The organism is Streptomyces sp. NPDC044571, from assembly GCF_040647115.1.
Classification (GTDB): domain Bacteria; phylum Actinomycetota; class Actinomycetes; order Streptomycetales; family Streptomycetaceae; genus Streptomyces.
This window is the reverse complement of record NZ_JBEZBN010000001.1, coordinates 240,983-265,090: the sequence shown is the minus strand read 5'-3', so window position 1 is coordinate 265,090 and position 24,108 is coordinate 240,983. Positions and strand designations below refer to the sequence as shown.

Here is a 24,108-nt window from a genome sequence, read left to right as displayed (position 1 = left end):
ACGTGCATGGATGGAAGGCGCACACCCCAAGGCAAGCAGAGCCGACCCACGGGAAGGGGCGCCCCTCCATGGCCAAGCAGAACGTGGCGGAGCAGTTCGTCGACATCCTCGTCCGGGCAGGCGTACGCCGCATGTACGGAGTCGTCGGCGACAGCCTGAACCCCATCGTCGACGCCATCCGCCGAACGGGTGCGATCGAGTGGATCCAGGTCCGGCACGAGGAGACGGCCGCCTTCGCGGCCGGGGCCGAGGCCCAGATCACCGGCCGGCTCGCCGCCTGCGCGGGCTCCTGCGGCCCCGGCAACCTGCACCTGATCAACGGCCTGTACGACGCCCACCGCTCGATGGCCCCGGTCCTCGCCCTCGCCTCGCACATCCCCTCCAGCGAGATCGGGCTCGCCTACTTCCAGGAGACCCACCCCGACCAGCTGTTCCGCGAGTGCAGCCATTACAGCGAGCTGATCTCCAATCCGAAGCAGATGCCCAGACTGCTCCAGACCGCCGTCCAGCACGCCGTCGGCCGCAGCGGGGTCAGCGTCGTCGCGCTGCCCGGGGACATCGCCTCCCAGCCCGCCCCCGAGAAGGCGGTGGAGCACGCCCTGGTCACCTCCCGGCCGACGGTACGGCCCGGCGACACGGAGATCGAGAAACTGGTCCGGCTCGTCGACGAGGCGGACCGGGTCACGCTGTTCTGCGGCAGTGGCACCGCCGGGGCGCACGCCGAGGTCATGGAGTTCGCGGAACGGGTCAAGGCGCCGGTCGGGCACGCCCTGCGCGGCAAGGAATGGATCCAGTACGACAATCCGTACGACGTCGGGATGAGCGGGCTGCTCGGCTACGGCGCCGCCTACGAGGCCACCCACGAGTGCGACCTGCTGATCCTGCTCGGCACCGACTTCCCGTACAACGCCTTCCTGCCCGACGACGTGAAGATCGTCCAGGTGGACATCCGGCCCGAACACCTGGGCCGTCGCTCACAGTTGGACCTCGCCGTCTGGGGGGACGTACGGGAGACCCTGCGCGCCCTGAACAGCCGGGTGCGCACCAAGACGGACCGGCGCTTCCTGGACCGGATGCTCAAGAAGCACGCCGACGCGCTGGAGGGGGTGGTGAAGGCCTACACCCGCAAGGTGGAGAAGCACACGCCGATCCACCCCGAGTACGTGGCCTCCGTCCTCGACGAACTCGCCGACGAGGACGCCGTGTTCACTGTGGACACCGGCATGTGCAACGTGTGGGCGGCGCGCTATCTTTCGCCGAACGGCAAACGGCGCATCATCGGCTCCTTCAGCCACGGCTCCATGGCCAACGCCCTGCCGCAGGCCATCGGCGCACAGTTCACCGACCGGCGCCGTCAAGTGGTGTCCATGTCGGGTGATGGCGGTTTCTCCATGCTGATGGGAGATTTCCTCACCCTGGTGCAGTACGACCTCCCCGTCAAAGTGGTCCTGTTCAACAACTCGTCCTTGGGAATGGTCGAGTTGGAAATGCTGGTTTCCGGCCTGCCCTCGTACGGAACCACGAACCGGAACCCGGATTTCTCGGCCATCGCCCGCGCGGCGGGGGCGTACGGAGTCAGGGTGGAGAAGCCCAAGCAGCTCACGGGGGCTTTGAAGGACGCATTCCGGCACAAGGGGCCTGCTTTGGTCGATGTGGTGACCGACCCCAATGCGTTGTCGATTCCGCCCAGGATCAGGGCCGAGATGGTGACCGGTTTCGCACTGTCCGCCAGCAAGATCGTGCTGGACGGCGGGGTGGGCCGCATGATCCAGATGGCTCGATCCAATCTCCGCAACGTGCCCCGCCCCTGAGTCCGCAGGAGTGCGGATTCCCTCGGCGGGCATGCATCCCGTAGACCAGTTCGAGATCAGGCAACACGGGGGAGGTACGTCGCCGTGCCGGTGGGGGCGAGGACCGGGAAGCAGTGGAGGCGAGGACGGCCCGTAGCGCGTGAACCGTCCGTCGAGGACGGGGGAGCGGTGGACGCGCTGGAGATCACCCGCAGCCTGCGCCGGGCGGATCTGAAGGGAGTGGGCGAGGTCCGCCGGGCGCTGAGGGAGTTGATGCGCCACCGTTGCAGGGCCGATACCGCCGAGGTGGCGGAGTTGCTGACCACCGAGCTCGTCACCAACGCGCTCGTCCACACCGACCAGGGTGCGGAGGTGTCCGCGCGGCTCGAACCGACCCGCCTGCGGGTGGAGGTCCGGGACCACGCATCGCGCCGGCCCCGCCCGTACGTACCGACCGCCGACGACGGTACGCACGGCCGGGGGCTGGTGCTGGTGCAGGCGCTGGCCGACGCCTGGGGGGTGGACGCGGCCGCCCAGGCCGGGGGCAAGGTGGTGTGGTTCGAACTGGGCGGTGCCTTCGACCCGTTCCACGACGAGGCGTAGGGAAACACCGCCCCGTACTGCCGGAGGGGCCCGCCCGGCCCGGGCGGGCCCCTCCACCCGGGGCGTCAGCAGCGATCAGCCGAACTGTTGCTCAAGATCCTTGAGTTTGCGCTCCAGGGAGTCGAGCCGGGGGATCGTCTGGGTGTCGTCCTCGGCGGTGAGGTCCACCGTCCGGGGGCCGGTCCCCTCGGCGGCCTCCGCCGTGGCCACGGCCTGCAGGGAGGGCCGGCGGCGCGGTGCGGGCAGCTGTTCCGGCTCCGCTATGGCCGGCTCCGCGCCGACCGGCGCGGAGCCCGTCCCGGGGGCGAGGCCCGGCATGTCGACCTGGCGGGCGCGGGGACGGCCGAAGGCCCGGTGCTGCCGGCCCAGCGCCTTGATGTGGGCGCGGTCCAGGCGGTGCTGCTCGCGCCGGCGGTGGCGGTCCTGCTCCTTCTCCCTCTTGTCCTCCCGTACCTCGTCGACGGCCTCGTCGAGGGTGCGGACCCCCTCCAGCAGCATGAGCGACCATGCGCCGAAGGTCTCCCGGGGCGCCCGCAGCCAGCGGACCATCCGGATCTGTGGCAGCGGCCTGGGGATCAGACCCTGTTCGCGCAGGGCGGCCCGGCGGGTCTGCTTGAGGGCCCGGTCGAAGAGGACCGCCGCAGACAGCGACATCCCGGCGAAGAACTGGGGGGCGCCGTCGTGGCCCATGCCGCGCGGGGCGTGCACCCAGTTGAACCAGGCGGCCGCACCGGCGAACAGCCAGACCAGCATGCGGGAGCCGAGGGCCGCGTCACCGTGGCTGGCCTCGCGGACGGCGAGTACGGAGCAGAACATCGCGGCGCCGTCGAGGCCGAAGGGAACCAGGTACTCCCAGCCGCCGGAGAGGTTCAGGTTCTGCCGGCCGAAGCCGACCAGTCCGTGGAAGGAGAGCGCGGCGGCCACCGCCGCGCAGCAGAACAGCAGGACGTAGGAGGCGGTTCCGTACACGGCTTCCTTGCGCCGCCGCCGCTCCTCGCTGCGCTCCCAGGTGTCGTCCGCGGCCGCCTTGTCGCCCTCGCGCTTGCCCCGGGCCAGTACCGCAACTGCCGCAAGTACGCCCAGGATCAACAGGCTGCCGGGCAGCAGCCAGTCCAGCGATATGTCGGTCAGTCTCATGCGGATGTCCCTTGCCTCTGCCTCGCGTATGCGGCCTTCCGGGTGCCATGGTGGCGCAGTGGATCGGCCCGGCACGCGGGTTTCGGGGCAAGTGGACGCCTTCGAGGGGTCCGGCCCGCCGGATAGGGTGTTGTGCCTCGAACTACCGTGCGCACGGCTGGAGTTGCGTTCGATTACGGTCAGCCTGAAGGGTGGGTTCAGATGACCGCGGCCGTGAGACGGGCGAGGTGGTCCGCACGGCGGGTGTGCGGGACGGGTGACACCGGTGCTCCCGGGACGGAGGGCGCGGAAGGGGCGGCAGGCGGCGGGCGTCGCGGTCCCGGGTGGCGTGGCCGCAGGCCGTCGGGCAGGGCGGGACGGCCACGGCGGCCCCTACCCCAAGGCGCCGTGCGACGAGACACAGGCCACGGCCCCGGGTGGGTGGGGGGCGGCTATCCTCGGCAGGTCGAACCCACCCACAGGAGGACCGAGTGCGCGAAGCGGCCCCAGCCGGGGTGCCGGCGCTGATCCCGACCCAGAAAGTGCTGCGCCATTCGGTGCGCCGGCAGGTCCTCGACGCGCTGCGCGCCGCTCTCGTCGACGGGGAGCTCGTCCCGGGCGAGATCTACTCCGGCCCTGCGCTGGGCGAGCGCTTCGGGGTCTCCGCGACGCCCGTGCGCGAGGCCATGCAGCAGCTGGCGCTGGAGGGGGCGGTGGAATGCCTCCCGAACCGGGGCTTCCGCGTCCTGGCCCGGACCCCGCGGTCCCTGGCGGAGCTGGCCGAGGTACGGGCGCTGCTGGAGGTCCCCGTGATGCTGCGGCTGGCCCGTACGCTCCCGCCGCAGGCCTGGTCGGCGCTGCGCCCGGCGGCCGCGGCCACGGCCGAGGCGGCGGCAGCCGGGGACGTCCCCGGCTATGCGGACGCTGACCGCGCCTTCCACCGTGAGGTGCTGGCCCTGGCCGGGAACGAGCAGCTGGTCCAGGTGGCCGAGGAACTCCACCGTCGCGCCCAGTGGCCCCTGCCGGGGGCGCCCCGGGTCCGCCGGGCCGATCTGGTCGCCGACGCGGCGGAGCACTCGGCGCTGCTGGAGGCGCTGATCGCCGGTGACCTGCCGGTGGTCGAGTCCCTGGTCCGCGAACACTTCACCGGCGCCACGGCCTGACCCGGGACACCCCCGGCGAGGCCCCGGGAGGTCCCGGGACCGGGTGCGGCCCGCCCGGGCACCGCACCCGTGGCCCGGCCGGAGCCGGCTCCCGGTCAGGTGGCCGGGGCGGGGTGGAGCTGGTCGGCCAGCCAGGTGGGGATGCCGCCCAGGAGGTGGAACAGGCGTCGGGCCTCGGCGCGCAGGCGAGAGGCCTCCGGCTCCGGTTCCGTCTCGGCCAGGGCCGCCAGCGCCGGCGCCGTCCCGATGAGGAAGCCCAGCTCCTCCCGGATGCGCAGGGACTCCGCGAAGCCCTTGCGGGCCTCCGCCACCTCGCCGTCGCGCAGGGCCAGCGCCGCCAGGTGCCGCCAGGTGGAGGACAGCAGCAGGGTGTCCCCGTGGGCCGCGGCTCCGGCGTGGGCGCGCCGGTAGGCCGGGCGGGCCGACTGCGGCGCGTCCGCCAGGTGCTCCGCCACCAGGCCCCGGCGGAAGTCCAGCAGGGGGCGGGTGGGCGAGCCGGGGGAGAGCAGGGCGGCCGCCCGGCCGAGCGCCGAGCGGGCCTCGTCCGCGCGGTCCCGTACGCCGAGCACGGTGGCGGCGTAGGCCAGCTGGCCCCGCTCGCAGGCGGCGGCTCCCCGCTCGTCGTCCTCGACGGCCACCGCCTCCGCGATCCGCAGGGCGTCCTCCGCCTCCGCCCAGCCCTGGCCGGTGAACAAGCAGCGCTCGACCAGGAGGGCGGTCCGCTGCACGGCCGCGCCGGCCTCGTCCGCGTGCGGCGTCAGCAGGGCCGCCGCGTCGGTCCAACAGCCGCGCGAGCGCAGCCGCCATATCGCCCGCTGGAGGGGGTCGTCTCCCCCGCTCGTTCCGGCACCGGACATGGCGGTGTCCGCCACATTGCCCTCCCCAAAGCAGCCAAGCAGCACGTCGTCGAGCCCTGGGGCGAAATGAGAGCACGGATCGGATGCTCCGGCCAAGGGGTCGGGTGAACTCTTTCACAAAGTCCGGATGCCGCGTCAGGCGACCCTGGGCCGCCCCCGCTGCCCTCTGGCCGGATCTGCTCAGCTCATGCGCAGTGCCAGGAAGAAGTCCAGCTTGTCCTCCAGCCGGGACAGGTCACGCCCCGTCAACTGCTCGATTCGCCCGACCCGGTAGCGCAGCGTGTTGACGTGCAGGTGCAGCCGGGTGGCGCACCGCGTCCACGAGCCGTCGCAGTCCAGGAACGCTTCGAGGGTGGGGATCAGTTCCGCCCGGTGGCGCCGGTCGTAGTCCCGCAGCGGGTCCAGCAGCCGCGCCGTGAAGGCCCGGCGCACGTCGTCGGGCACGAACGGCAGCAGCAGCACGTGCGAGGCCAGCTCGTGGTGGCCGGCGGCGCAGACCCGGCCCGGGCGGGCCGCGGCGACCCGGCGGGCGTGCCGGGCCTCCTCCAGCGCCCCGCGCAGCCCCTCGGCGGAGTGCACGGCCGCGCTGACCCCCAGGGTGAGCCGGCCGTCGCCGTCCAGGCCCGCCTGGAGCGGGTCCCGTACGGAGGTGAGCAGCTCGTCGGCGTGCAGGGCGGACTCCGGCCCCTTCTCGTCCCCGGCGTCCGAGGGGGCCACGGGCAGCGGCACCAGTGCGATGGCCTCGTCACCCGCATGGGCCACCGCGATCCGGTCGGAGGGCTCGGGGCCCGAGACCGACGGGTCGACCAGGATCTCCTCCAGCAGCGACTGGGCCACCGGGCCGCCCGGGATGTCCCCGCCTTCCCAGTCCACCCGCGCCACGACGACCTGCCAGTGCGGGGCGGTGCCCAGCCCGGGCACCAGCACCGGGGCGGCCACCCGCAGGCGGGCGGCGATCTCGGCCGGGGCCGCGCCCGTCTGGACCAGCTCCAGCACCTCCTGGGCCAGGCGGCGGCGCACCGTGCGGGCCGCGTCGCGCCGGTCCCGCTCGACCGCGATCAGCTGGGTCACGCCCTGCAGCAGGTCGAGCCGCTCGGCGGGCCAGTCCCCGGCGTCCGCTTCCACGGCGAGCAGCCAGTCGGAGAGCACGCTCTCGCGCACGTCACGGGTCCCCGGAGCGCCCGGGCCACGCCCCGCGGCCCTGATCGGGAACAGGGAGTAGGTAATACCCTGGATGGAGATCCGGTGCGGGCCCCTGCGCCCGGTGCGGACCGCCGCCAGGTGTTCCCCGGCCAGGGCCGCGCAGACGCCCGGCGCCAGCGGTTCGCCCGCCCCGGCGATCTGCCGCCCCGTGGGGGACAGCACCCAAGCGCGCAGATCGAGGTCGGTGGTGAGGAGATCGAGCACCACGTCCGGCCCACCGCCCGCGGGACCCGAGGTCATCAGCCGGCGGTGGCGGTCCACGACGGCGGCGAGATCGCCCGCGCGCTCGCCGGAAACCTGCCGCACCACGTACTCCGTGATCGTGGCGAATGCAACGTCTTCGTTCACGGCGAACAGCGGCAGCCGGTTGCGCCGACAGGCCGAGACCAGATCGTCGGGGATGTCCCCCAGCTCGGCCTCGCCCGCCGCGAGCCCCGCCACGCCCGCGCTCGCGAGGATTCGTACGAACGGCTCGGAGTCGGCTGAATTTCTTCGCCAGGCCAGGCCGGTAAGGACGAGTTCACCTCCGGTGAGGTATCGGCTGGGATCCCTCAGGTCGGTCGTCATGACGCCGCGGACCGTCCGGTCGAGTTCTTCCTCGCCGCCCAGCAGCCGCAGCCCCAGCGCCTCGGTTTCCAGCAGTGCGCGCAGCCGCATGGTGTCGCCGCCGATCTGTCTCGAATGTTGCCGTTGGAAATCGGGCAGGTCGTCGCATCCTGCCTTTCATACGAATCTACAAGACGAGGGAGGCCGTCAGCCAACTCCTTCATGGTTTCGGTGACTGCACCGCGGGGACGCGCGGCTTGTGTACTGACTCCACACCGCGTTAACAGCACGTGAACGACCAGTCGAGGGCCCCCGAGGCCTCCTGGCTTGAAGTGAACGACACGATGAAGAAGAAGAGAGCCGCAGATGGACTTCCTTCGCCCCGCCAGCTGGGAGGAGGCGCTCGCCGCTAAGGCCGAGTACCCCACAGCTGTGCCGATTGCGGGTGGCACCGACATCATGGTCGAGATCAACTTCGACCACCGCCGTCCGGAGTACCTCCTCGACCTCAACCGCATCGAGCTGCTGCGGGAGTGGGAGGTAGGCGAGGAGGTCACCAAGCTCGGCGCCTCCGTCCCGTACACCCAGATCATGGAGAACCTGCGCGGTACGCTGCCGGGTCTCGCGCTCGCCTCGCACACGGTCGCGTCCCCGCAGATCCGCAACCGCGGCGGTGTCGGCGGCAACCTCGGTTGCGCCTCGCCCGCCGGTGACTCCCACCCCGCCCTCCTCGCCGCCGGCTGCGAGGTCGAGGTCGAGTCCGTACGCGGCTCCCGGCTCATCCCGATCGACGAGTTCTACACCGGCGTGAAGCGCAACGCGCTCGCCGCCGACGAGCTCATCAAGACGGTCCACATCAAGAACGCCACGGGCCCTCAGCAGTACTCGAAGGTCGGCACCCGCAACGCGATGGTCATCGCCGTCTGCGGCTTCGGTCTCGCCCTGCACCCCGACACCCGCACCGTGCGTACGGGTATCGCCTCGGCCGCCCCGACCCCGATCCGGGCGAAGGCCGCCGAGGAGTTCCTGAACGCCGCGCTCGAAGAGGGCGGCTTCTGGGACAACGGCAAGGTCATCACCCCGTCGATCGCCAAGCAGTTCGGTGAGCTCGCCTCCGGCGCGTGCAACCCGATCGACGACGTCCGTGGCACGGCGAAGTACCGCCGTCACGCGGTTGGCATCTTGGCTCGCCGCCAGCTCGTCTGGACGTGGGAGCAGTACCGCGGCACCAACGGCCGCTCGCTTGAAGGGGCTGCGTAACCATGCGCGTCAATTTCACTGTCAACGGTCGTCCGCAGGAAGCCGATGACGTCTGGGAGGGCGAGTCCCTTCTCTACGTCCTGCGTGAGCGCCTGGGCCTGCCGGGTTCGAAGAACGCCTGTGAGCAGGGGGAGTGCGGTTCCTGCACCGTCCGCCTCGACGGCGTGCCCGTCTGTTCCTGCCTGGTCGCGGCCGGTCAGGTCGAGGGCCGCGACGTCGTGACCGTCGAGGGCCTGGCCGACTTCGCCAAGCAGCGCGAGGAGCACGGCCACTCCTGCGGCACCGGCGCGTGCGGCGGCGGCAAGGGCGTGTCCACCGACGAGGCCAAGCAGTGGTCCGCCAAGGGCACCGACTCCCAGACCGGTGAGGGCGTCGAGCTCTCCAACATCCAGCAGGCGTTCATCGACGCCGGCGCCGTCCAGTGCGGTTTCTGCACCCCGGGTCTGCTGGTCCAGGCCGACGCCCTGCTGGAGCGCAACGCCGACCCGTCCGACCAGGACATCCGTGAGGCCCTGTCCGGCAACCTGTGCCGCTGCACGGGCTACGAGAAGATCCTCGACGCGGTCCGCCTGGCGGCCGCCCGTCAGGGAGAGGCGGTCTGATCATGGCTCAGAACACCCGCACCGTGCCCGCCGGTACGCCGACCAACGTCACCCAGAAGCACAACAAGGGCGGCATCGGCGAGTCCACGCTCCGCCCGGACGGCACCCTCAAGGTCACCGGTGAGTTCGCGTACTCCTCGGACATGTGGCACGAGGACATGCTGTGGGGCCAGACCCTGCGCAGCACCGTCGCCCACGCCGAGATCGCCTCCATCGACATCTCCGAGGCCCTGGCCATGCCGGGCGTCTACTCGGTGCTGACGTACGACGACCTGCCGGCCGAGATGAAGAACTACGGCCTGGAGATCCAGGACACCCCGGTTCTCGCCAACGGCCGGGTACGCCACCACGGTGAGCCGGTCGCCCTCGTGGCCGCCGACCACCCGGAGACCGCCCGCCGCGCGGCCGCCAAGATCAAGATCGACTACCGGGAGCTGCCGCTCGTCACGGACGAGGCCTCCGCCCTCGCCGCCGACGCGCCGCTGATCCACGAGGGCCGTGACGACCACCACGCCGGTCACGTCCCGCACCCGAACATCGTGCACCGCCAGCCGATCATCCGCGGCAACGTGGAGGAGGCCCGCAAGCGCGCCGACGTGATCGTCGAGGGCGAGTACACCTTCGGCATGCAGGACCAGGCCTTCCTCGGCCCGGAGTCCGGCCTCGCCGTACCCTCCGAGGACGGCGGCGTCGACCTCTACGTCGCCACCCAGTGGCTGCACTCGGACCTCAAGCAGATCGCCCCCGTCCTCGGCCTGCCCGAGGAGAAGGTGCGCATGACGCTCTCCGGCGTCGGCGGTGCCTTCGGCGGTCGCGAGGACATCTCGATGCAGATCCACGCCTGCCTCCTGGCCCTGGCCACGAACAAGCCGGTCAAGATCGTCTACAACCGGTTCGAGTCCTTCTTCGGCCACGTGCACCGCCACCCGGCGAAGCTCTACTACGAGCACGGCGCCACCAAGGACGGCAAGATCACGCACATGAAGTGCAAGATCGTCCTGGACGGCGGCGCCTACGCCTCGGCCTCCCCGGCCGTCGTGGGCAACGCGTCCTCCCTCTCCGTCGGCCCGTACGTCATCGACGACGTCGACATCGAGGCGATCGCGCTCTACACGAACAACCCGCCCTGCGGCGCCATGCGCGGTTTCGGCGCCGTCCAGGCCTGCTTCGCCTACGAGGCCCAGATGGACAAGCTCGCGGCGAAGCTGGGCATGGACCCGGTCGAGTTCCGCCAGCTGAACGCCATGGAGCAGGGCACGATCATGCCCACCGGCCAGGTCGTGGACTCCCCGGCCCCGGTCGCCGAGCTGCTGCGCCGGGTCAAGGCCCGCCCGCTGCCGCCGGAGCGCCAGTGGGAGACCGCCGGCGAGGGCGCGGACGTCCGCGCGCTGCCGGGCGGCCTCTCCAACACCACCCACGGCGAGGGCGTCGTCCGCGGTGTCGGCTACGCCGTCGGCATCAAGAACGTCGGCTTCTCCGAGGGCTTCGACGACTACTCCACCGCCCGCGTGCGCCTGGAGGTCATCAACGGCGAGCCCGTCGCGATGGTGCACACGGCCATGGCGGAGGTCGGCCAGGGCGGTGTCACCGTCCACGCGCAGATCGCCCGTACCGAGCTGGGCGTCACGCAGGTGACCATCCACCCGGCCGACACCCAGGTCGGCTCCGCCGGTTCCACGTCCGCCTCGCGGCAGACGTACATGACCGGTGGCGCGGTGAAGAACACCTGTGAGCACGTCCGTGAGGCGCTGCTGGAGATGGGCCGCCGCAAGAACGGCTCGTACCACCCGGCGTGGGCCAACGCGGAGCTGCTCCTGGAGGGCGGCAAGGTCGTCACCGACGGCGGCGAGGTCCTCGCGGACATCGCCGACATCCTTGAGGGCGAGGCCATCGACCTCGAACTTGAGTTCCGCCACCGGCCGACCGTCCCGTTCGACCTGGTCACGGGCCAGGGCGACGGCCACGTGCAGTACACCTTCGCCGCGCACCGCGCGGTCGTGGAGGTGGACACCGAGCTCGGCCTGGTCAAGGTCGTCGAGCTGGCGACCGCCCAGGACGTCGGCAAGGCCCTGAACATGCTCTCCGTGGTCGGCCAGATCCAGGGTGGTACCACCCAGGGTCTCGGCGTGGCGGTCATGGAGGAGATCATCGTGGACCCGAACACCGCGAAGGTGCGCAACCCCTCCTTCACGGACTACCTGATCCCCACCATCCTCGACACCCCGACCATCCCGGTCGACGTCCTGGAGCTCGCCGACCCGAACGCGCCGTACGGCCTGCGCGGTCTCGGCGAGGCCCCGACCCTGTCGTCCACCCCGGCCGTCCTCGCGGCGATCCGGCAGGCGACCGGTCTGGAGCTCAACAAGACGCCGATCCGTCCGGAAGCCCTCACCGGCACCCTCTAGGACGGCGCGGTCCGGGGGCCGCGAGGCCCCCGGACCCCCCTGAGACTCTCCGGGCGGTGTGACACGGGAACGTCACACTTCCAGTCCCACCGCCCGGAGTACGAAGTACCGCACCGCTCGCGGTCCGCTTCAACTGCAGTACACCCCCCCCGCAGTACCCGTACACGCAGTAACCATTCGCGTCGCCTCGGGCCGTCACCCCGGGTCGTGCAGCCAAACGCACCATCCCAAATCCCGCGATCTCCAATCCCCATGCGGGTGCCCCTTTGAACCTTGGGAGTTAGGCACCATGACCCAGTCGTCTGTGGAGCCCAAGACCACCGCGGAAGAGGCCGGCGACGGCTCTCGCAACCCCGCCGGACGGTCTTGGCTCGACCGGTACTTTCACATCACCCACAGAGGATCCAACCTCGGCAATGAGATTCGTGGCGGCGTCACGACCTTCATGGCGATGGCGTACATCCTCCTGCTCAACCCGCTGATCCTCTCCGGCAAGGACGTCGCCGGGGACACCATGAGCCAGAAGGCCCTCATCACGGCCACCGCCTTCGCCGCCGCCCTGACCACCCTGCTCATGGGCTTCGTCGGCAAGGTCCCGCTCGCGCTGGCCGCCGGCCTCTCCGTCTCCGGCGTGCTCTCCTCGCAGGTCGCCCCGCAGATGACCTGGCCGCAGGCCATGGGCATGTGCGTGATGTACGGCGTCGTGATCTGTCTCCTGGTCGTCACCGGCCTCCGCGAGATGATCATGAATGCGATCCCCCTCGCACTCAAGCACGCGATCACCATGGGCATCGGCATGTTCGTCGCCCTGATCGGTCTCGTGAAGGCCGGCTTCGTCGGCAAGGGCTCCGAGTTCGGTCCGCCGGTCCAGCTCGGTTCCGTCGGCGAGCTCGCCGGCTGGCCCGTCCTCATCTTCTGCGTCACCCTGCTCACCATCTTCATGCTGCAGGCCCGCAAGGTTCCCGGCGCGATCCTGATCGGCATCGTCGGCGGAACCGTCCTCGCGGCCATCCTCAACGCCGTGGCCGACATCGACCCGAAGGCCTGGAAGAACGGCGCGCCGGTGCTTGAGGGCTCCGCCCTCTCGATGCCCGACTTCTCGCTGTTCGGCAAGGTCGAGTTCGGCGGCTGGGGTGACGTCGGTGTCATGACGGTCGGCATGATCGTCTTCACCCTCGTCCTCGCCGGCTTCTTCGACGCGATGGCCACCATCATCGGCGTCGGCACGGAGGCCAAGCTCGCCGACGACAAGGGCCGCATGCCGGGCCTGTCCAAGGCGCTGTTCATCGACGGTGCCGGTGGCGCCATCGGTGGCCTGACGGGCGGCTCCGGCCAGACCGTGTTCGTCGAGTCCGCCACCGGCGTCGGCGAGGGAGCCCGCACAGGCCTCGCCTCCGTCGTCACCGGCCTCTTCTTCGCCCTCTGCCTCTTCTTCACCCCGATCACGCAGATCGTCCCGGGTGAGGTGGCCTCCGCGGCCCTGGTCGTCATCGGCGCGATGATGATGCAGAACGCCCGCCACGTGGACTGGGCCGACAGCGCGACCGCCATCCCGGTCTTCCTGACCGTGGTGATCATGCCCTTCACCTACTCGATCACGCCCGGTGTCGCCGCCGGTGTGCTCTCCTACGTGGCCATCAAGGTCGCGCAGGGCAAGGCCCGCGAGATCGGCGCCTTCATGTGGGTCCTGACGGGCGTCTTCCTGGTCTTCTTCGCCCTCCACCCCATCGAGGCGTGGCTCGGCGTCAAGTAAGTCAGGTCCGCCCCACCCGACCCTCCACGCATCCGATACTGGAAACCGACCCTCTCCGAGGAGGCCGCAATGCTGGACATCGCCGAAGAACTGAACCGGTGGGTCGAGCAGGGACGTGACTTCGCCGTCGCCACCGTGGTGGCGGTCGGCGGGAGCGCACCGCGGCAGCCCGGGGCCGCACTCGCCGTGGACGGCGAGGGCACGGCCATCGGCTCGGTCTCCGGCGGATGCGTGGAGGGCGCGGTGTACGAGCTGTGCCGGCAGGCGCTGGAGGACGGCGAGCCCGTCCTGGAGCGCTTCGGCTACAGCGACGAAGACGCCTTCGCCGTGGGCCTGACCTGCGGCGGGATCATCGACATCCTCGTCACCCCGGTCCCCGTGGGCGCTCCCGTCAGGGAGGTGTTCGCGGCCGCGCTGGCCGCCGCCGCCCGCGGGGAGGCGGCGGCGGTCGCCCGGATCGCCGAGGGCCCGGCCGAGCTCAAGGGCCGCGCCGTGCTCGTACGGGGCGAAGGCGGCCACGAGGGCGGCTTCGGCGGCCACCCCGAGCTGGACCGCACCATCGCCGAGGAGGCGCGCGCCCTGCTGGACGCGGGCCGGACCGGCGTACTGGAGATCGGTGCCGACGGGCGGCTCTGCGGAGAGCCGCTCAAGGTCCTGGTCGAGTCCAGCGTCCCGCCGCCGCGGATGCTGGTCTTCGGGGCCATCGACTTCGCCTCCGCCCTGGTGCGGATCGGCAAGTTCCTCGGGTACCACGTCACGCTGTGTGACGCGCGGCCCGTTTTCGCGACGAAGAACCGTTTCCCCGAGGCGGACGAGATCGTCGTCGACTGGCCCCACCGCTACCTGGAGGCGCAGTCGCATCAGGGCCTCCTGGACGGCCGGACCGTCCTGTGCGTGCTCACCCACGACGCCAAGTTCGACGTCCCGCTGCTCGAACTGGCCCTTCGGCTCCCCGTCGCGTACGTCGGCGCCATGGGCTCCCGCCGCACGCACGAGGACCGCAACAAGCGACTGCGCGAGGTCGGCGTGACCGAGCTGGAGCTGGCCCGGCTGCGCTCCCCGATCGGCCTGGACCTCGGCGCCCGCTCCCCGGAGGAGACCGCCCTGTCCATCGCCGCCGAGATCGTGGCGAACCGGCGCGGCGGCTCCGGTGCGGCGCTGACCGGGGCGCACATCCCGATCCACCCGGACACCTCGAAGTCGGTGATCGACAGGATCGGCTCCGTCGCCTGAGGCGCGGGAAGAGGGCGCGACCCCGCGGGGGTTGCGCCCTCTTCCCATTGCCTCTATTTTACCCGCCGGTAACAGCGCTTTCCTATGAGGGAGTTGAGCGGATGTCCCGGCCCGAACGCACCGCCCGCAGGTCCGTACGCACGCTCCTGGCCGGCGCTCTCCTGGCCGCCGCCTCCCTCGCGGCCGCCCCGGCCGCCGTGTCCGCCGCCCCGGCCGCAGGGCCCGCGACCCCCGCGGCGCCCGCCGCCCCCGCGGCCCCGCCTGCCACAGGGCTGCGCGAGGTGCTGTTCGTCGGGAACAACTGGGAGGGCACCGCCGATGTGCTCGCCTCCACCGGGGACCTCGCCAGGATCGGCCGGATCAACGTGATCCCCGACAAGGAGGAGCGGCTGCGGGAGATCTACCTCAACCCCGTGAAGCTCGGCTTCTTCCTCGGGATCCGCAACACCGCCGGCGAGGGCCACGACCAGTTCGTCGACGACATGTACACCACCCCGGACGGTTCCGCCGTCGTCGTCTCCCGACCCAGCTTCGCCGATGTCGTCTCCGTCGACCTGGGCACCGGACGGATCAACTGGCGCTTCCCGGTGGCCGGTTTCCGCTCCGACCACATGGCCGTGTCCCCCGACGGCACCCGCGTGGCCGTCTCCGCCTCCACCGCCAACACCGTGCACGTCCTCGACATCGCCACGGGCCGGCAGATCGGCTCCTTCTCCACCGGCGACAAACCGCACGAGAACACCTTCACCCGCGACGGCCGCTACCTGTGGAACAGCTCCATCGGCGACGTGACTTCCGCGCTCGACGCCCCCTGGCTCGACTGGACGAAGGGCGACCGGAAGATCACCGTCGTCGACACGCAGACCTTTCGCACGGTCCGCGTGATCGACATGCGGGAGCGGCTGGACGCCTTCGGGCGCAGGGACCTCTCCGACGCGGTCCGGCCGATGTCCTTCAGCCCCGACGAGTCGAAGCTGTACTTCCAGGTGTCCTTCTTCAGCGGCGTGGTGGAGTACGACATCGCCACCGACCGGATCACCCGCGTCAAGGAACTCCCGCCGAACCCCGCCACCAGCACCGACCGCACCACCTGGGTCAACGACTCCCGCCACCACGGCATGTCCATGAGCCCGGACGGCGCCCGGCTCTGCATTGCGGGCACCATGGACGACTACGCCACCGTCCTGGACCGCGCCACGCTCACCCCGGGGCCCCTGGTGCCCGCCGCCAAACCGTACTGGGCCACCGTCGACGGCGACGGCACCGCCTGCGTGATCTCCGAGAGCGGGGCCGACCGCGTCACCGCCATCGACTTCGCCACCGGCGCCAAGCGGGTCTCCGTACCCGTCGGCGACCACCCCCAGCGCGTCCGCCTCGCCCACGTGCCGAACGGCTGGACCGGACCCGGGCCGCAGTAGGGGGCCCGGTCGCACCCCCGGGCAGGTGGGAACCGGCCAGACTCGCAGATCCGGCCTTTATGGGGTGACCGGTCCGCGATGACCGATTAGTCTCCGGATCATGGTGGACATCCGCGAGGTAACCGAGTCCGACATCGACCGCGCGCTGGAACTCGCCTACCTGGTCTTCCACGACCGCCCCGCGAAGGAGGGGCGCGCACGCCACCACGCCCTCCTGCGCCAGTGCGCCCGGCTCGGCGCCTACGAAGGGAACACCCTGGTCGGATTCATGGCCGCGCACGACTTCCGGCTCTCGGTGCCCGGCGCCGATCTGCCCTGCCCCGGGCTCACCTTCGTCTCCGTCGCCCCCACCCACCGCCGCCGCGGCGTCCTCACCGCTCTGATGGGGGAGCAGCTGCGGCGCACCCGGACCGCGGGATGCCCGATCGCCGCCCTGTGGGCCTCCGAATCCGCCATCTACGGACGCTTCGGCTACGGCGCGGCCACCCAGGGGGCCACCGTCGAGATCGACTCCACCCGGCCGCTGGCCCTGCGCATCGAACCCGACCGGCGTCCGCTGCGGCTGGTCGACCCCGCGGACGCCCTGCAGGTGATCGGGCCGTACCACGAAGCGGCCCGCGCGGTCCGGGCCGGACGCCCGACCAGCAGCCCGCAGCGCTGGAACGAGGGCCGGCTGTGCGAACAGGACGAGGAGGACGAGGAGTTGAGCCCGCCCCGGATCATCGTCCTCGGCGAGCCGGGCGAACCGATCGCCGGGTACGTCCTGTTCCGCACCAAGCCGGAGGGCGACGGCGGGGCCGTGCGCAGCCCGGGCCTGGTCCGCGTGGACGAGCTGGAGGCCGACACCCCGGCCGTCGCCGCCGCCCTGTGGGAGTGCCTGGCAGCCCTCGACCTCACCGGCCGGGTCCGGGCGTGGGGCCGGCCGCCCGACGACCCGCTGCTGCACTTCGCCTCCGACCGGGACCAGGTCCGGGTCACCGCCCAGTTCCCGGCGCTGTGGCTGCGCCTGGTCGACGTACGGGCGGCGCTGACGGCGCGGTCCTGGGCCGCCCCGGTGGAACTGGTGCTGGACGTGGCCGACGCACGGCTGCCCGCGAACGCCGGGCGGTTCCGGCTGAAGGCTGCCCCGGGCGGGGCGGCGTACGAGAGCACCGACGCGGCCCCGGACCTGGAACTGGAGGTACGGGACCTGGCGGCGTGCTACCTGAGCGGGACACGGATCACCGAACTGGTGGCCGCCGGGCTGGTGGTGGAGCACACGCCCGGCGCGGCGGCGGCACTGGACACGGCCCTGCGCACGGAGCTGCTGCCGCACACCGCCGACGCGTTCTGACCCGGGCCCGGCGGGCCGCCTGCCGGCCGGCCGGGGAACCGGGTACGGCGGCGGGGGCGGGCGAGCGGACCGTCCCCGCCGCCGGGCTCATCGGTCAGGCGGGCAGCGAGACCCGGGCCGCCGCCATGCCGAAGGAGGAACTCCGGATCGCGGAGGACAGCCCGTCGGGTGCCCGGCTCAGGTCCTCCTCACGATAACGCCGCACCTGGACATGCCAGTTGAGGACACCCGCGATCCAGTCCCGGAGCTCCCCGACGTAGGCCTCCATCCCCGCCCTGGCCGCGGGGTCCAGCTCCCAGTCGTCGTAGAGCAGCGGCAGCTGGTTCACGACGATGTGCTCGAACTCCTCGATGCGCTGCGTCATCAGCGCATGGCAGATGTGCAGGGCCTGCGGATAGCCGATGTCGAAGAAGTTCCGTGTGACCACGAGGTGGTTGTGCACCTCGCCCTCGAACTCCACCTCCTTCTGGTAGGAGAAGACGTCGTTGATCAGGCAGGCCGTGTCGGCGGCGGCGTTCTCCAGGGACCGGATGGTCCCCGAGGCGTAGACCCCGTCGGGGATGCCCCGGCCCGCTTGGCCCAGCCGGCACAGGTACATCGTCAAGGACGAGCCGAAGGTGCGGCGGCGCATCTCGGCGTAGTCCACGGGGTCCGGGATGCGGTGGTGGACCTGGTTCTCCACTTCCCACAGCCAGCTCTCCAGCATGTCGACCAGCGTGCCCCGGAACTCGGCCCGGTTCCGGGGGGCCATGCCCCGGCTGGTGCGCACCCACAGGTCCGCGAGCGCGCGCTCCATCGCGGTCACCGGCTGCGCCTGCTCGGCGTGGTCGACCGGGACCAGGGCGATCAGTCGGGCCGTGGCCGCCTTGGCGGCGGCCAGGTCCCTCGACCGGGCGAAGACCACCGGGTAGTAGTCGTCGGCGTACGTGCCCCAGGTCAGCCAGCATGCGTTGAGGAGCAGCTCCTGGGGCGTGGCGTCGGGGTCCAGGCCCGCCGAACACAGCGCGAAGTCGAAGCCTCGCAGCTTCTCCTCGGACCAGATGACGGAGCCGGGGTCGCCGGGCTGGGGATGGAGCAGCCCCATCTCCCGGGCCCAGGCGACCGAGCCCTCCCGGGCGTACGCGTGGTGCGGGCTGAGGGAGAGCGCGAACGGCAGGCGGATGTCCGGGATCACGGACGGCCCGGTGCGCTCGAAGGGGATGTGCGTGAAGGACCGGCGGCGCAGGTCCGTCGCGCGGGGCGCCAGGATCGAGCGGAGGTCGAGGGCGGCGGTGCCGAGGCCCTTGGGAAGGAACGGCAGGGACAGCGGGGCGGTGGTCCGGGCCTCCTCGTTCATGTAGCGGCTGGAGACCATGTGCCACTCGTGGCCGCCGGACTGCCAGTCCTGCAGTCCCTTGGCGTAGGCGAGGACGGCGGCGATCTCGGCCGGGGTCATCGCGTGGTCGGCGAACAGGTGGGGCAGTTCGACGAGCGCGGTCTGCTCGAACTGCTGGAGGCGGGAGGTCAGCAGGTCGTTGGAGGCCTCGGCGGCCTCCTGGGTGGTGCAGCCGAGGAAGGTCTCCAGTACCAGGACGGCATTGGACAGTTCACCCTCGTCGGCGACCTCCCGCTGGTAGGAGAAGAGGTCGTTCCTGATGTGCACGGCGTCGGAGAAGGCGTCGCGCAGCACACCGAGCGGCCGTGTGTGCGCGACCCGGGCCGGGACCTCGGCGGAGACGTACTCGACCAGTCCGGCCGACCAGGGGGCGCCGCCCACCTTGCGGCGCATCTCGATGTATTCGAGCGGGTTGGGGACCCGTCCGATGTCGATGTTGGCGAGCTCCCACATCGACTCGTTGAGCAGGTTCGCGGTGCTGGCGGAGAATCGTTCCCGCCAGTCCGCCGACATGGCAGGGACGGTCCGCAGCCAGAGGTCCCTCAGCCCGGCCTCCACCGGGTTCGTCGGCTCGGGGAAGCCGTCGGCCAGGTCCATCGGCATGAAGGCGGCGAGCCGGTCGAGATAGGCCTTGGCGCCGGCGCGGTCCTGGGAGCGCTTGTACGTCTCCAGGAAGTGGTCGTCGAAGAAGAACACCCACACGTACCAGTCGGTGACCAGGTTCAGCGCGTCGCCGTCGCAGTCGGGGTGGGTGTAGGCGCACAGCAGGGCGTAGTCGTGCGCGTCGAGGTCCTCCTCCTCCCAGACACCGGACCCCTCCAGCATCCCGAAGTCGCGGGCCCACTGCCTGCTGTGCGTTCTCGCGGCCTCCAGGTGGGGGTTCCGTCGCGCCGGATAGGGCAGATAGAAATCCGGCAGGTGGAACGGCTGCGTCACGGCGGAGAAACCTTTCGGTCCGAGAGTGCGGCGCCCCGGCATCGCGGCCCCGCACGAGTTCAGCCGTGCCCTACCCCTGCTCGCGCCGGGCCAAGGGCGATTTCACCGCTTCAGGTGACGCAGCCGCCGTTCCCACGCCGCCGCGGCCTGCCGGGGGATAGGGGCGCTCCTTGCCCGAGAGCCGGAGCGGGGGGCCGGGGCCCGGGCCCGCGGGACTTCCTGCGACTTCATGTGACTGAGGGGCGGGGCCCCGTACGGGACCCCACCCCTCATCGGACAGGTCGATCAGGCGTCAGGTCAGAGGATGACGTCGAAGCCGTTCCAGCCGGTGCCGATCAGCGTGCGGCCCGTGCTCTGGAAGTCGAACAGCTCACCGTTGTTGGTCGTGCCGACGATTTCTGCCGAGCCGTCGCTGTTGAGGTCGCTGGCGTAGGGATTCCAGCCCCCGTCCCAGAAGCCGTTCCCGAGGAAGCCGGGGGTGCCGAAGGTGATGGGTCCGCCGTCGGCGAGGGTCTTGCCGGTGGTGTTCGGGTAGAGGTAGACCTCGCCGCCGTTGTGGTTGCGGCCCAGGATGTCGGTCTTGTGGTCGCCGTTGAGGTCCGCGAACCGGATGGTGGTCCAGCCGTCGGGCCACCAGCCGTTGCCGATGAAGACCCGGCCGCCGAGCGTGCCGGTGCCGGTGCCGCCGGTGTGCGGATAGACCCACAGGTCGCCGCCGCCGTCCCGGGCGATGAGGTCGGTACGGCCGTCACCGTCGATGTCGCCGAAGCCCAGGTCGAGCGAGTTCCAGCCGATGCCGATCAGGTACCGGCCGCTGAACGAGTCGGTTCCGGTCCTGCCCGTGCCCGGGAAGAGGTAGAGGTCGCCCTCCTTGGTACGCGCGACGATGTCCGTGTGGCCGTCGTTGTTGAGGTCGGCGGTGTAGACGTGCGTCCAGTAGTCCCGCCAGAACCCGTTGCCGACGAAGTAGCGGGCGCCGAGCATGCCGGTACCCGCACCGCCGGTGCCCTGGTACACCCACATGTCGCCGTTGGTGTCGCGGGCGAGGACGTCGGTGTATCCGTCGGCGTTGTAGTCGGGCCGGCTCTGCGAACCGCTGCTCCACTGGCTCTGGCCGGAGGCGTTGTAGACGACCAGGACGCCGCGGCTGTGGAGCACGGCGTACGAGTACGGAGTGCTGGTCTTGGTGCTCCACAGCGCGGTGGTGCCGTTCGCTTCGTAGACGACGAGGTTGCCGTCGTTCTGCATCCGGGCCAGGGCGCCCTTGTGGCCGTTGGTGTTGGTGGCCCAGACGGGCTTGTTGTCCTTGGTGTACAGGACGAGGTTGCCGTCGGTCTGCATGACGAGCTTGGAGTTGCCGGAGGCGAACTCCTCGCCGGAGGCGAGGGTGGTGCCCGCGGGGATCTTGGCGCCGGGCACGCCGTCGATCTGGTAGCTCGCGGAGAAGCCGGTGACGGTGCCGCCGGAGGCGGTTCCGTTCCAGCCGAGGACCGTGTTGTCCGCCTGGCGCGCCCACAGGTCGCTCACGCCGTCACCGGAGACGTCGCCCGACGAGCCGATCTGCGGGAAGGCGGCCTGGGTGACACCGCTGCCGATCTTGGTGCGGGTCTGGGTGCCCCAGGTGGCGAGGTCGACGCCCGGCCCGTCCTTGGCCTTCTTGCCGTAGGTGCGCAGGACGTCGCCGGTGGCGTTGTCGCGGAGCCAGAGATCGGGGACCTTGTCCCCGTTGAGGTCGCCGGGGAGGACGACGGTGTACTTGTCCCAGTCGGTGTTGCCGACGAGTACGGGCTCACCGTTGGAGTCGAGGGTGCCGAAGCTGCTGCCGTAGTAGGCCCAGAGCTGCTTGCCCTGCTTGACCAGCAGGTCGGGGGAGCCGTCGCCGTTGAGGTCGCCGGCAGCGATGACCTGCTCCGCGTTGTACCAGTGGTCGTCGCCGTTCCAGTCGGGACCGTAGTCACATCCGGCGCCGGGATTCTTGACGGGGCACGCCACCGTCATCTCGACGGGGTTGTCGGTGGCGCCTTGGCCGTTGTTGGAGTAGGCGAAGAGCTTCTTGCCGGTCGCCCCGGCCGGCTGTTCGAGGGAGACGAGGTCGTTGTACCCGTCGTCGTTCCAGTCGCCGAGGGTGGCGATCTGGGCGCCGTTGAAGTTCTTGCCCGCGCGGGTGGCGGCGGTGAACTTGGCGTTGCCCTGGCCGGCGTAGGTCAGGAGGTTGCCGAAGGAGTCGTTGCTCCAGATGTCGCGGTTGCCGTCGCCGTTGAGGTCTCCGGGGATGTCCCTGGTGGCGGAGCGGGAGGCGTAGAAGAGGTAGGCGGTGGTGTCGGAGCGGTTGCCCGCCGCGTCCTGGCTCAGGGCGTACACGAAGTGCGGTCCGGCGCCGGGCGGGGTGAGCGTGACGTCGATCTGACCGCCGGGGGCCACGGTGGCGCTCTTCACCTCGGGGTCCCAGTCGGTGTAGTAGCCGAGCCAGGTCACGTCCGTCACGCCGTTGGCGCTGATGGTGAACGGGCCGGGGGTACGGGCCTTGCCGGTGCCCGTCGCGGGCCAGCCGTTCTTGCCGTCGGGGAAGACGGTCGAGCTGATCTTCGGGGCCTTCGTCGGCCGCTTGCGGTCCACGGAGAACTTGCACGTCTGGGACCAGCCGGAGGTGGCCTTGTCCTGGTCGGTGGCGCGGACCTTCCAGGTGTAGCTGCCGTCGGGCAGGCTGGTGTCAGGGACGTTCCAGGTGGCGACCTTGCCGTTGTTGGCGGGGATCGTCTGCGTGGCGACCGGCGTGCTCTGGCCGGCCTTGAAGACCTGGTACTCGGCGCTCAGGTTCCCGGCGTCGGGGTCGGAGATCGTCGCGTAGAGGCCGACCGTGGCGTTGCCGATCGTGCCGCCCTGTTCACAGGGGACCCAGGGCGAGGTTCCCGGGTCGGACGGGGTACGGGGCGGGTTGTTGTACTCCGTCTCCAGGGTGATGGTCTTGGGGTCGAAGCGCTTCCACTGGTAGACGTCGCCCTCGTTGGAGGCGTACAGGCCCAGGGTCAGGCTGGACCAGCCCTTGGTGGCGGATTCCCTGGCGGCGGCGGTGGCGTCGAACTCCAGGTTGCCGGCGCCGCAGTCGGGGCGGCCCTTGGCGGCGGAGACGGTCGCGAGCTTGGTGCCCTTGCCGGGCTGGTTGTTCCAGGTGGTGGCGGGTGAGATGGGGGTGGTGGTCCACAGCTCGACGGGTGTGGGGGTGCAGGACCAGGCCCACGTCTCCTTGACGCGGAAGGTCGACTTGCTGACCTGGGCGCCCTTGATGTTGGACGTGTCGAGCTGGAAGAAGGAGCGCGAAAGGCCGCCCGTCTCGCTCTCGTAGCCGACGCGGACGTCCTGCTTGGTGTTCCAGTACGAGTTGTTCGGCCAGCTCCGGTAGGCCCAGGCCCAGTTCTGGCGCTCGCCCCAGGCCACGGACGGGTCGATGAAGACAGGGTACTTGGTGGCTGCACCGGTCAGGAGGGCCTGGTCGGGCTTGATCTCCAGGGTGCCGGCCGTGATGGTCGTCGGCATCTGGGCGTCCTTGGCGCCGGAGGGCGCAACGAACGCGTCGGCGGGCGCGGCGGGCTCGGCCCCGTCGGCAGCGGCGGCGAGGGTCCGGGCCGCGGTCTTGGCCTGGGGGGCCGCGGTGGCGCCGGTGGTCGTGGAGTCCCACATCATGGGCGCGGAGGCCGTGAAGACGTCCTGACCGGCGGGGTTGGCCGCGCGCAGCAGGCCGGTCGTGGCATCGCGGGAGACGTTCAGGCCGACGGTGTCGAGCTTGAACTTCAGCGTGGCCAGGTCGGGGTGCTGGGCGGCTGCCGGCGTCTTGACTACGAGCAGCTCGGAGAAGCCCTCGACGTCGGCCTTGAGCTGGAGGTCCACGTCGGGCAGTACGTTCGCGTACGTGGCCACGTTCGCGGCGAGCGTCGGCTTGGGCAGCGCCTTGGGCCAGGTCATCGACAGCGTCCGGCCGTCCTTGACCCCGGTCAGCAGCGGCCCGGTGCCGCCGCCGGAGAAGGCGATCGACACGGCCGACGCCTTCGGGGCCACCGTGCCGTCCGTGGCGAACTGCAGCGTCGGGTCGGTCGCGACCCATGCGCCGGCCCGCCGCACCCGCACGGTGGTCCCGTAGCGCTTGACCTGCCACTTGCCCGTCGGGAGCGCCCAGGTGTCCGAGGTCTCGGTCCGTGCAGTGGTCAACTCGTAGGGCTGGCCGGTTTCCTTGGCCTTGGCGAGCGCGAAGTCCGCCGCGCTCATCGAACCCTCGGCGACCGGGTCGGTGGCGGCGGCAGCAGTCGCCGACGGCTGTATTACCGTCAAACCGGTAGCAGTAATTCCGGTTATGAGGGCCAAGGAAATGACCCGCAAAACCCCCCGCCCACCCGGCGCACCGGAGAGGGCCTCATTTCTTCTCACACAAACTCCCACTGTCGGATATGCGTGGTGACTCTACTGTGCGCGCGCCCCTGCAGGCACGCTGACCTGTGCTTTTTATAACCACTTTACGCGCGC

At 71.0% G+C, this 24,108-nt stretch carries 15 protein-coding genes; 10 read left to right on the top strand and 5 right to left on the bottom strand.

The window, feature by feature from the left end; genetic code table 11:
- Window positions 1-68: 68 nt before the first annotated feature.
- Complete coding sequence (locus AB0B01_RS01050) at window positions 69-1,811, top strand: pyruvate dehydrogenase (RefSeq protein WP_361711697.1); 1,743 nt, start codon at window positions 69-71, stop codon at window positions 1,809-1,811.
- A gap of 168 nt (window positions 1,812-1,979) precedes the next feature.
- A complete protein-coding gene (locus AB0B01_RS01045) occupies window positions 1,980-2,393 on the top strand; it encodes an ATP-binding protein (RefSeq protein WP_361711695.1) in 414 nt (137 codons plus the stop codon).
- 75 nt (window positions 2,394-2,468) lie between these two features.
- Here the strand turns inward: AB0B01_RS01045 and AB0B01_RS01040 are convergent, their stop codons facing one another.
- Complete coding sequence (locus tag AB0B01_RS01040) at window positions 2,469-3,530, bottom strand: DUF2637 domain-containing protein (RefSeq protein ID WP_361711694.1); 1,062 nt, start codon at window positions 3,528-3,530, stop codon at window positions 2,469-2,471.
- A gap of 470 nt (window positions 3,531-4,000) precedes the next feature.
- Between AB0B01_RS01040 and AB0B01_RS01035 the strand changes: the two genes are divergently transcribed.
- Complete coding sequence (locus AB0B01_RS01035; RefSeq protein WP_361711692.1) at window positions 4,001-4,672, top strand: GntR family transcriptional regulator; 672 nt, start codon at window positions 4,001-4,003, stop codon at window positions 4,670-4,672.
- 95 nt (window positions 4,673-4,767) lie between these two features.
- On the opposite strand, the gene AB0B01_RS01030 is transcribed toward AB0B01_RS01035, so the two are convergent.
- Window positions 4,768-5,529 (bottom strand): hypothetical protein, encoded by a 762-nt coding sequence (locus tag AB0B01_RS01030; RefSeq protein ID WP_361711743.1) that lies wholly within the window; start codon window positions 5,527-5,529, stop codon window positions 4,768-4,770.
- 180 nt (window positions 5,530-5,709) lie between these two features.
- Window positions 5,710-7,389: a PucR family transcriptional regulator ligand-binding domain-containing protein gene (locus AB0B01_RS01025; protein WP_361711690.1), complete on the bottom strand. Its 1,680-nt coding sequence runs from the start codon at window positions 7,387-7,389 to the stop codon at window positions 5,710-5,712.
- Window positions 7,390-7,644: 255 nt separating this feature from the next.
- Here AB0B01_RS01025 and AB0B01_RS01020 point away from each other — a divergent pair, with 255 nt between their 5' ends.
- From AB0B01_RS01020 to AB0B01_RS00990, 7 genes are all read left to right on the top strand, one after another.
- Entirely contained in the window at window positions 7,645-8,538 is an 894-nt protein-coding gene (locus tag AB0B01_RS01020) for an FAD binding domain-containing protein (protein ID WP_361711688.1), read from the top strand.
- 2 nt (window positions 8,539-8,540) lie between these two features.
- Window positions 8,541-9,140: a (2Fe-2S)-binding protein gene (locus tag AB0B01_RS01015; RefSeq protein ID WP_361711686.1), complete on the top strand. Its 600-nt coding sequence runs from the start codon at window positions 8,541-8,543 to the stop codon at window positions 9,138-9,140.
- A 2-nt stretch (window positions 9,141-9,142) separates the two neighbouring features.
- On the top strand, window positions 9,143-11,545 hold the full coding sequence (gene pucD, locus AB0B01_RS01010) for a xanthine dehydrogenase subunit D (protein WP_361711684.1): 2,403 nt from the start codon (window positions 9,143-9,145) through the stop codon (window positions 11,543-11,545).
- Window positions 11,546-11,834: 289 nt separating this feature from the next.
- Window positions 11,835-13,298, top strand: coding sequence for an NCS2 family permease (locus AB0B01_RS01005; protein ID WP_361711682.1), 1,464 nt, complete (start codon window positions 11,835-11,837; stop codon window positions 13,296-13,298).
- 69 nt (window positions 13,299-13,367) lie between these two features.
- The gene (locus AB0B01_RS01000) at window positions 13,368-14,531 is read left to right on the top strand and encodes an XdhC/CoxI family protein (RefSeq protein ID WP_361711680.1); all 1,164 of its coding nucleotides are present in this window, start codon (window positions 13,368-13,370) and stop codon (window positions 14,529-14,531) included.
- Window positions 14,532-14,632: 101 nt separating this feature from the next.
- Window positions 14,633-15,949, top strand: a complete 1,317-nt coding sequence (locus AB0B01_RS00995) for a YncE family protein (protein ID WP_361711678.1) — start codon at window positions 14,633-14,635, stop codon at window positions 15,947-15,949.
- Window positions 15,950-16,049: 100 nt separating this feature from the next.
- Window positions 16,050-17,282 carry a GNAT family N-acetyltransferase gene (locus AB0B01_RS00990; protein WP_361711676.1) on the top strand — a complete coding sequence of 411 codons (1,233 nt, stop codon included), beginning with the start codon at window positions 16,050-16,052 and terminating at the stop codon, window positions 17,280-17,282.
- A gap of 94 nt (window positions 17,283-17,376) precedes the next feature.
- On the opposite strand, the gene AB0B01_RS00985 is transcribed toward AB0B01_RS00990, so the two are convergent.
- Entirely contained in the window at window positions 17,377-19,593 is a 2,217-nt protein-coding gene (locus tag AB0B01_RS00985) for a germacradienol/geosmin synthase (RefSeq protein WP_361711674.1), read from the bottom strand.
- Window positions 19,594-19,890: 297 nt separating this feature from the next.
- Window positions 19,891-23,916 (bottom strand): FG-GAP-like repeat-containing protein, encoded by a 4,026-nt coding sequence (locus AB0B01_RS00980; RefSeq protein WP_361711672.1) that lies wholly within the window; start codon window positions 23,914-23,916, stop codon window positions 19,891-19,893.
- Window positions 23,917-24,108: the final 192 nt, after the last annotated feature.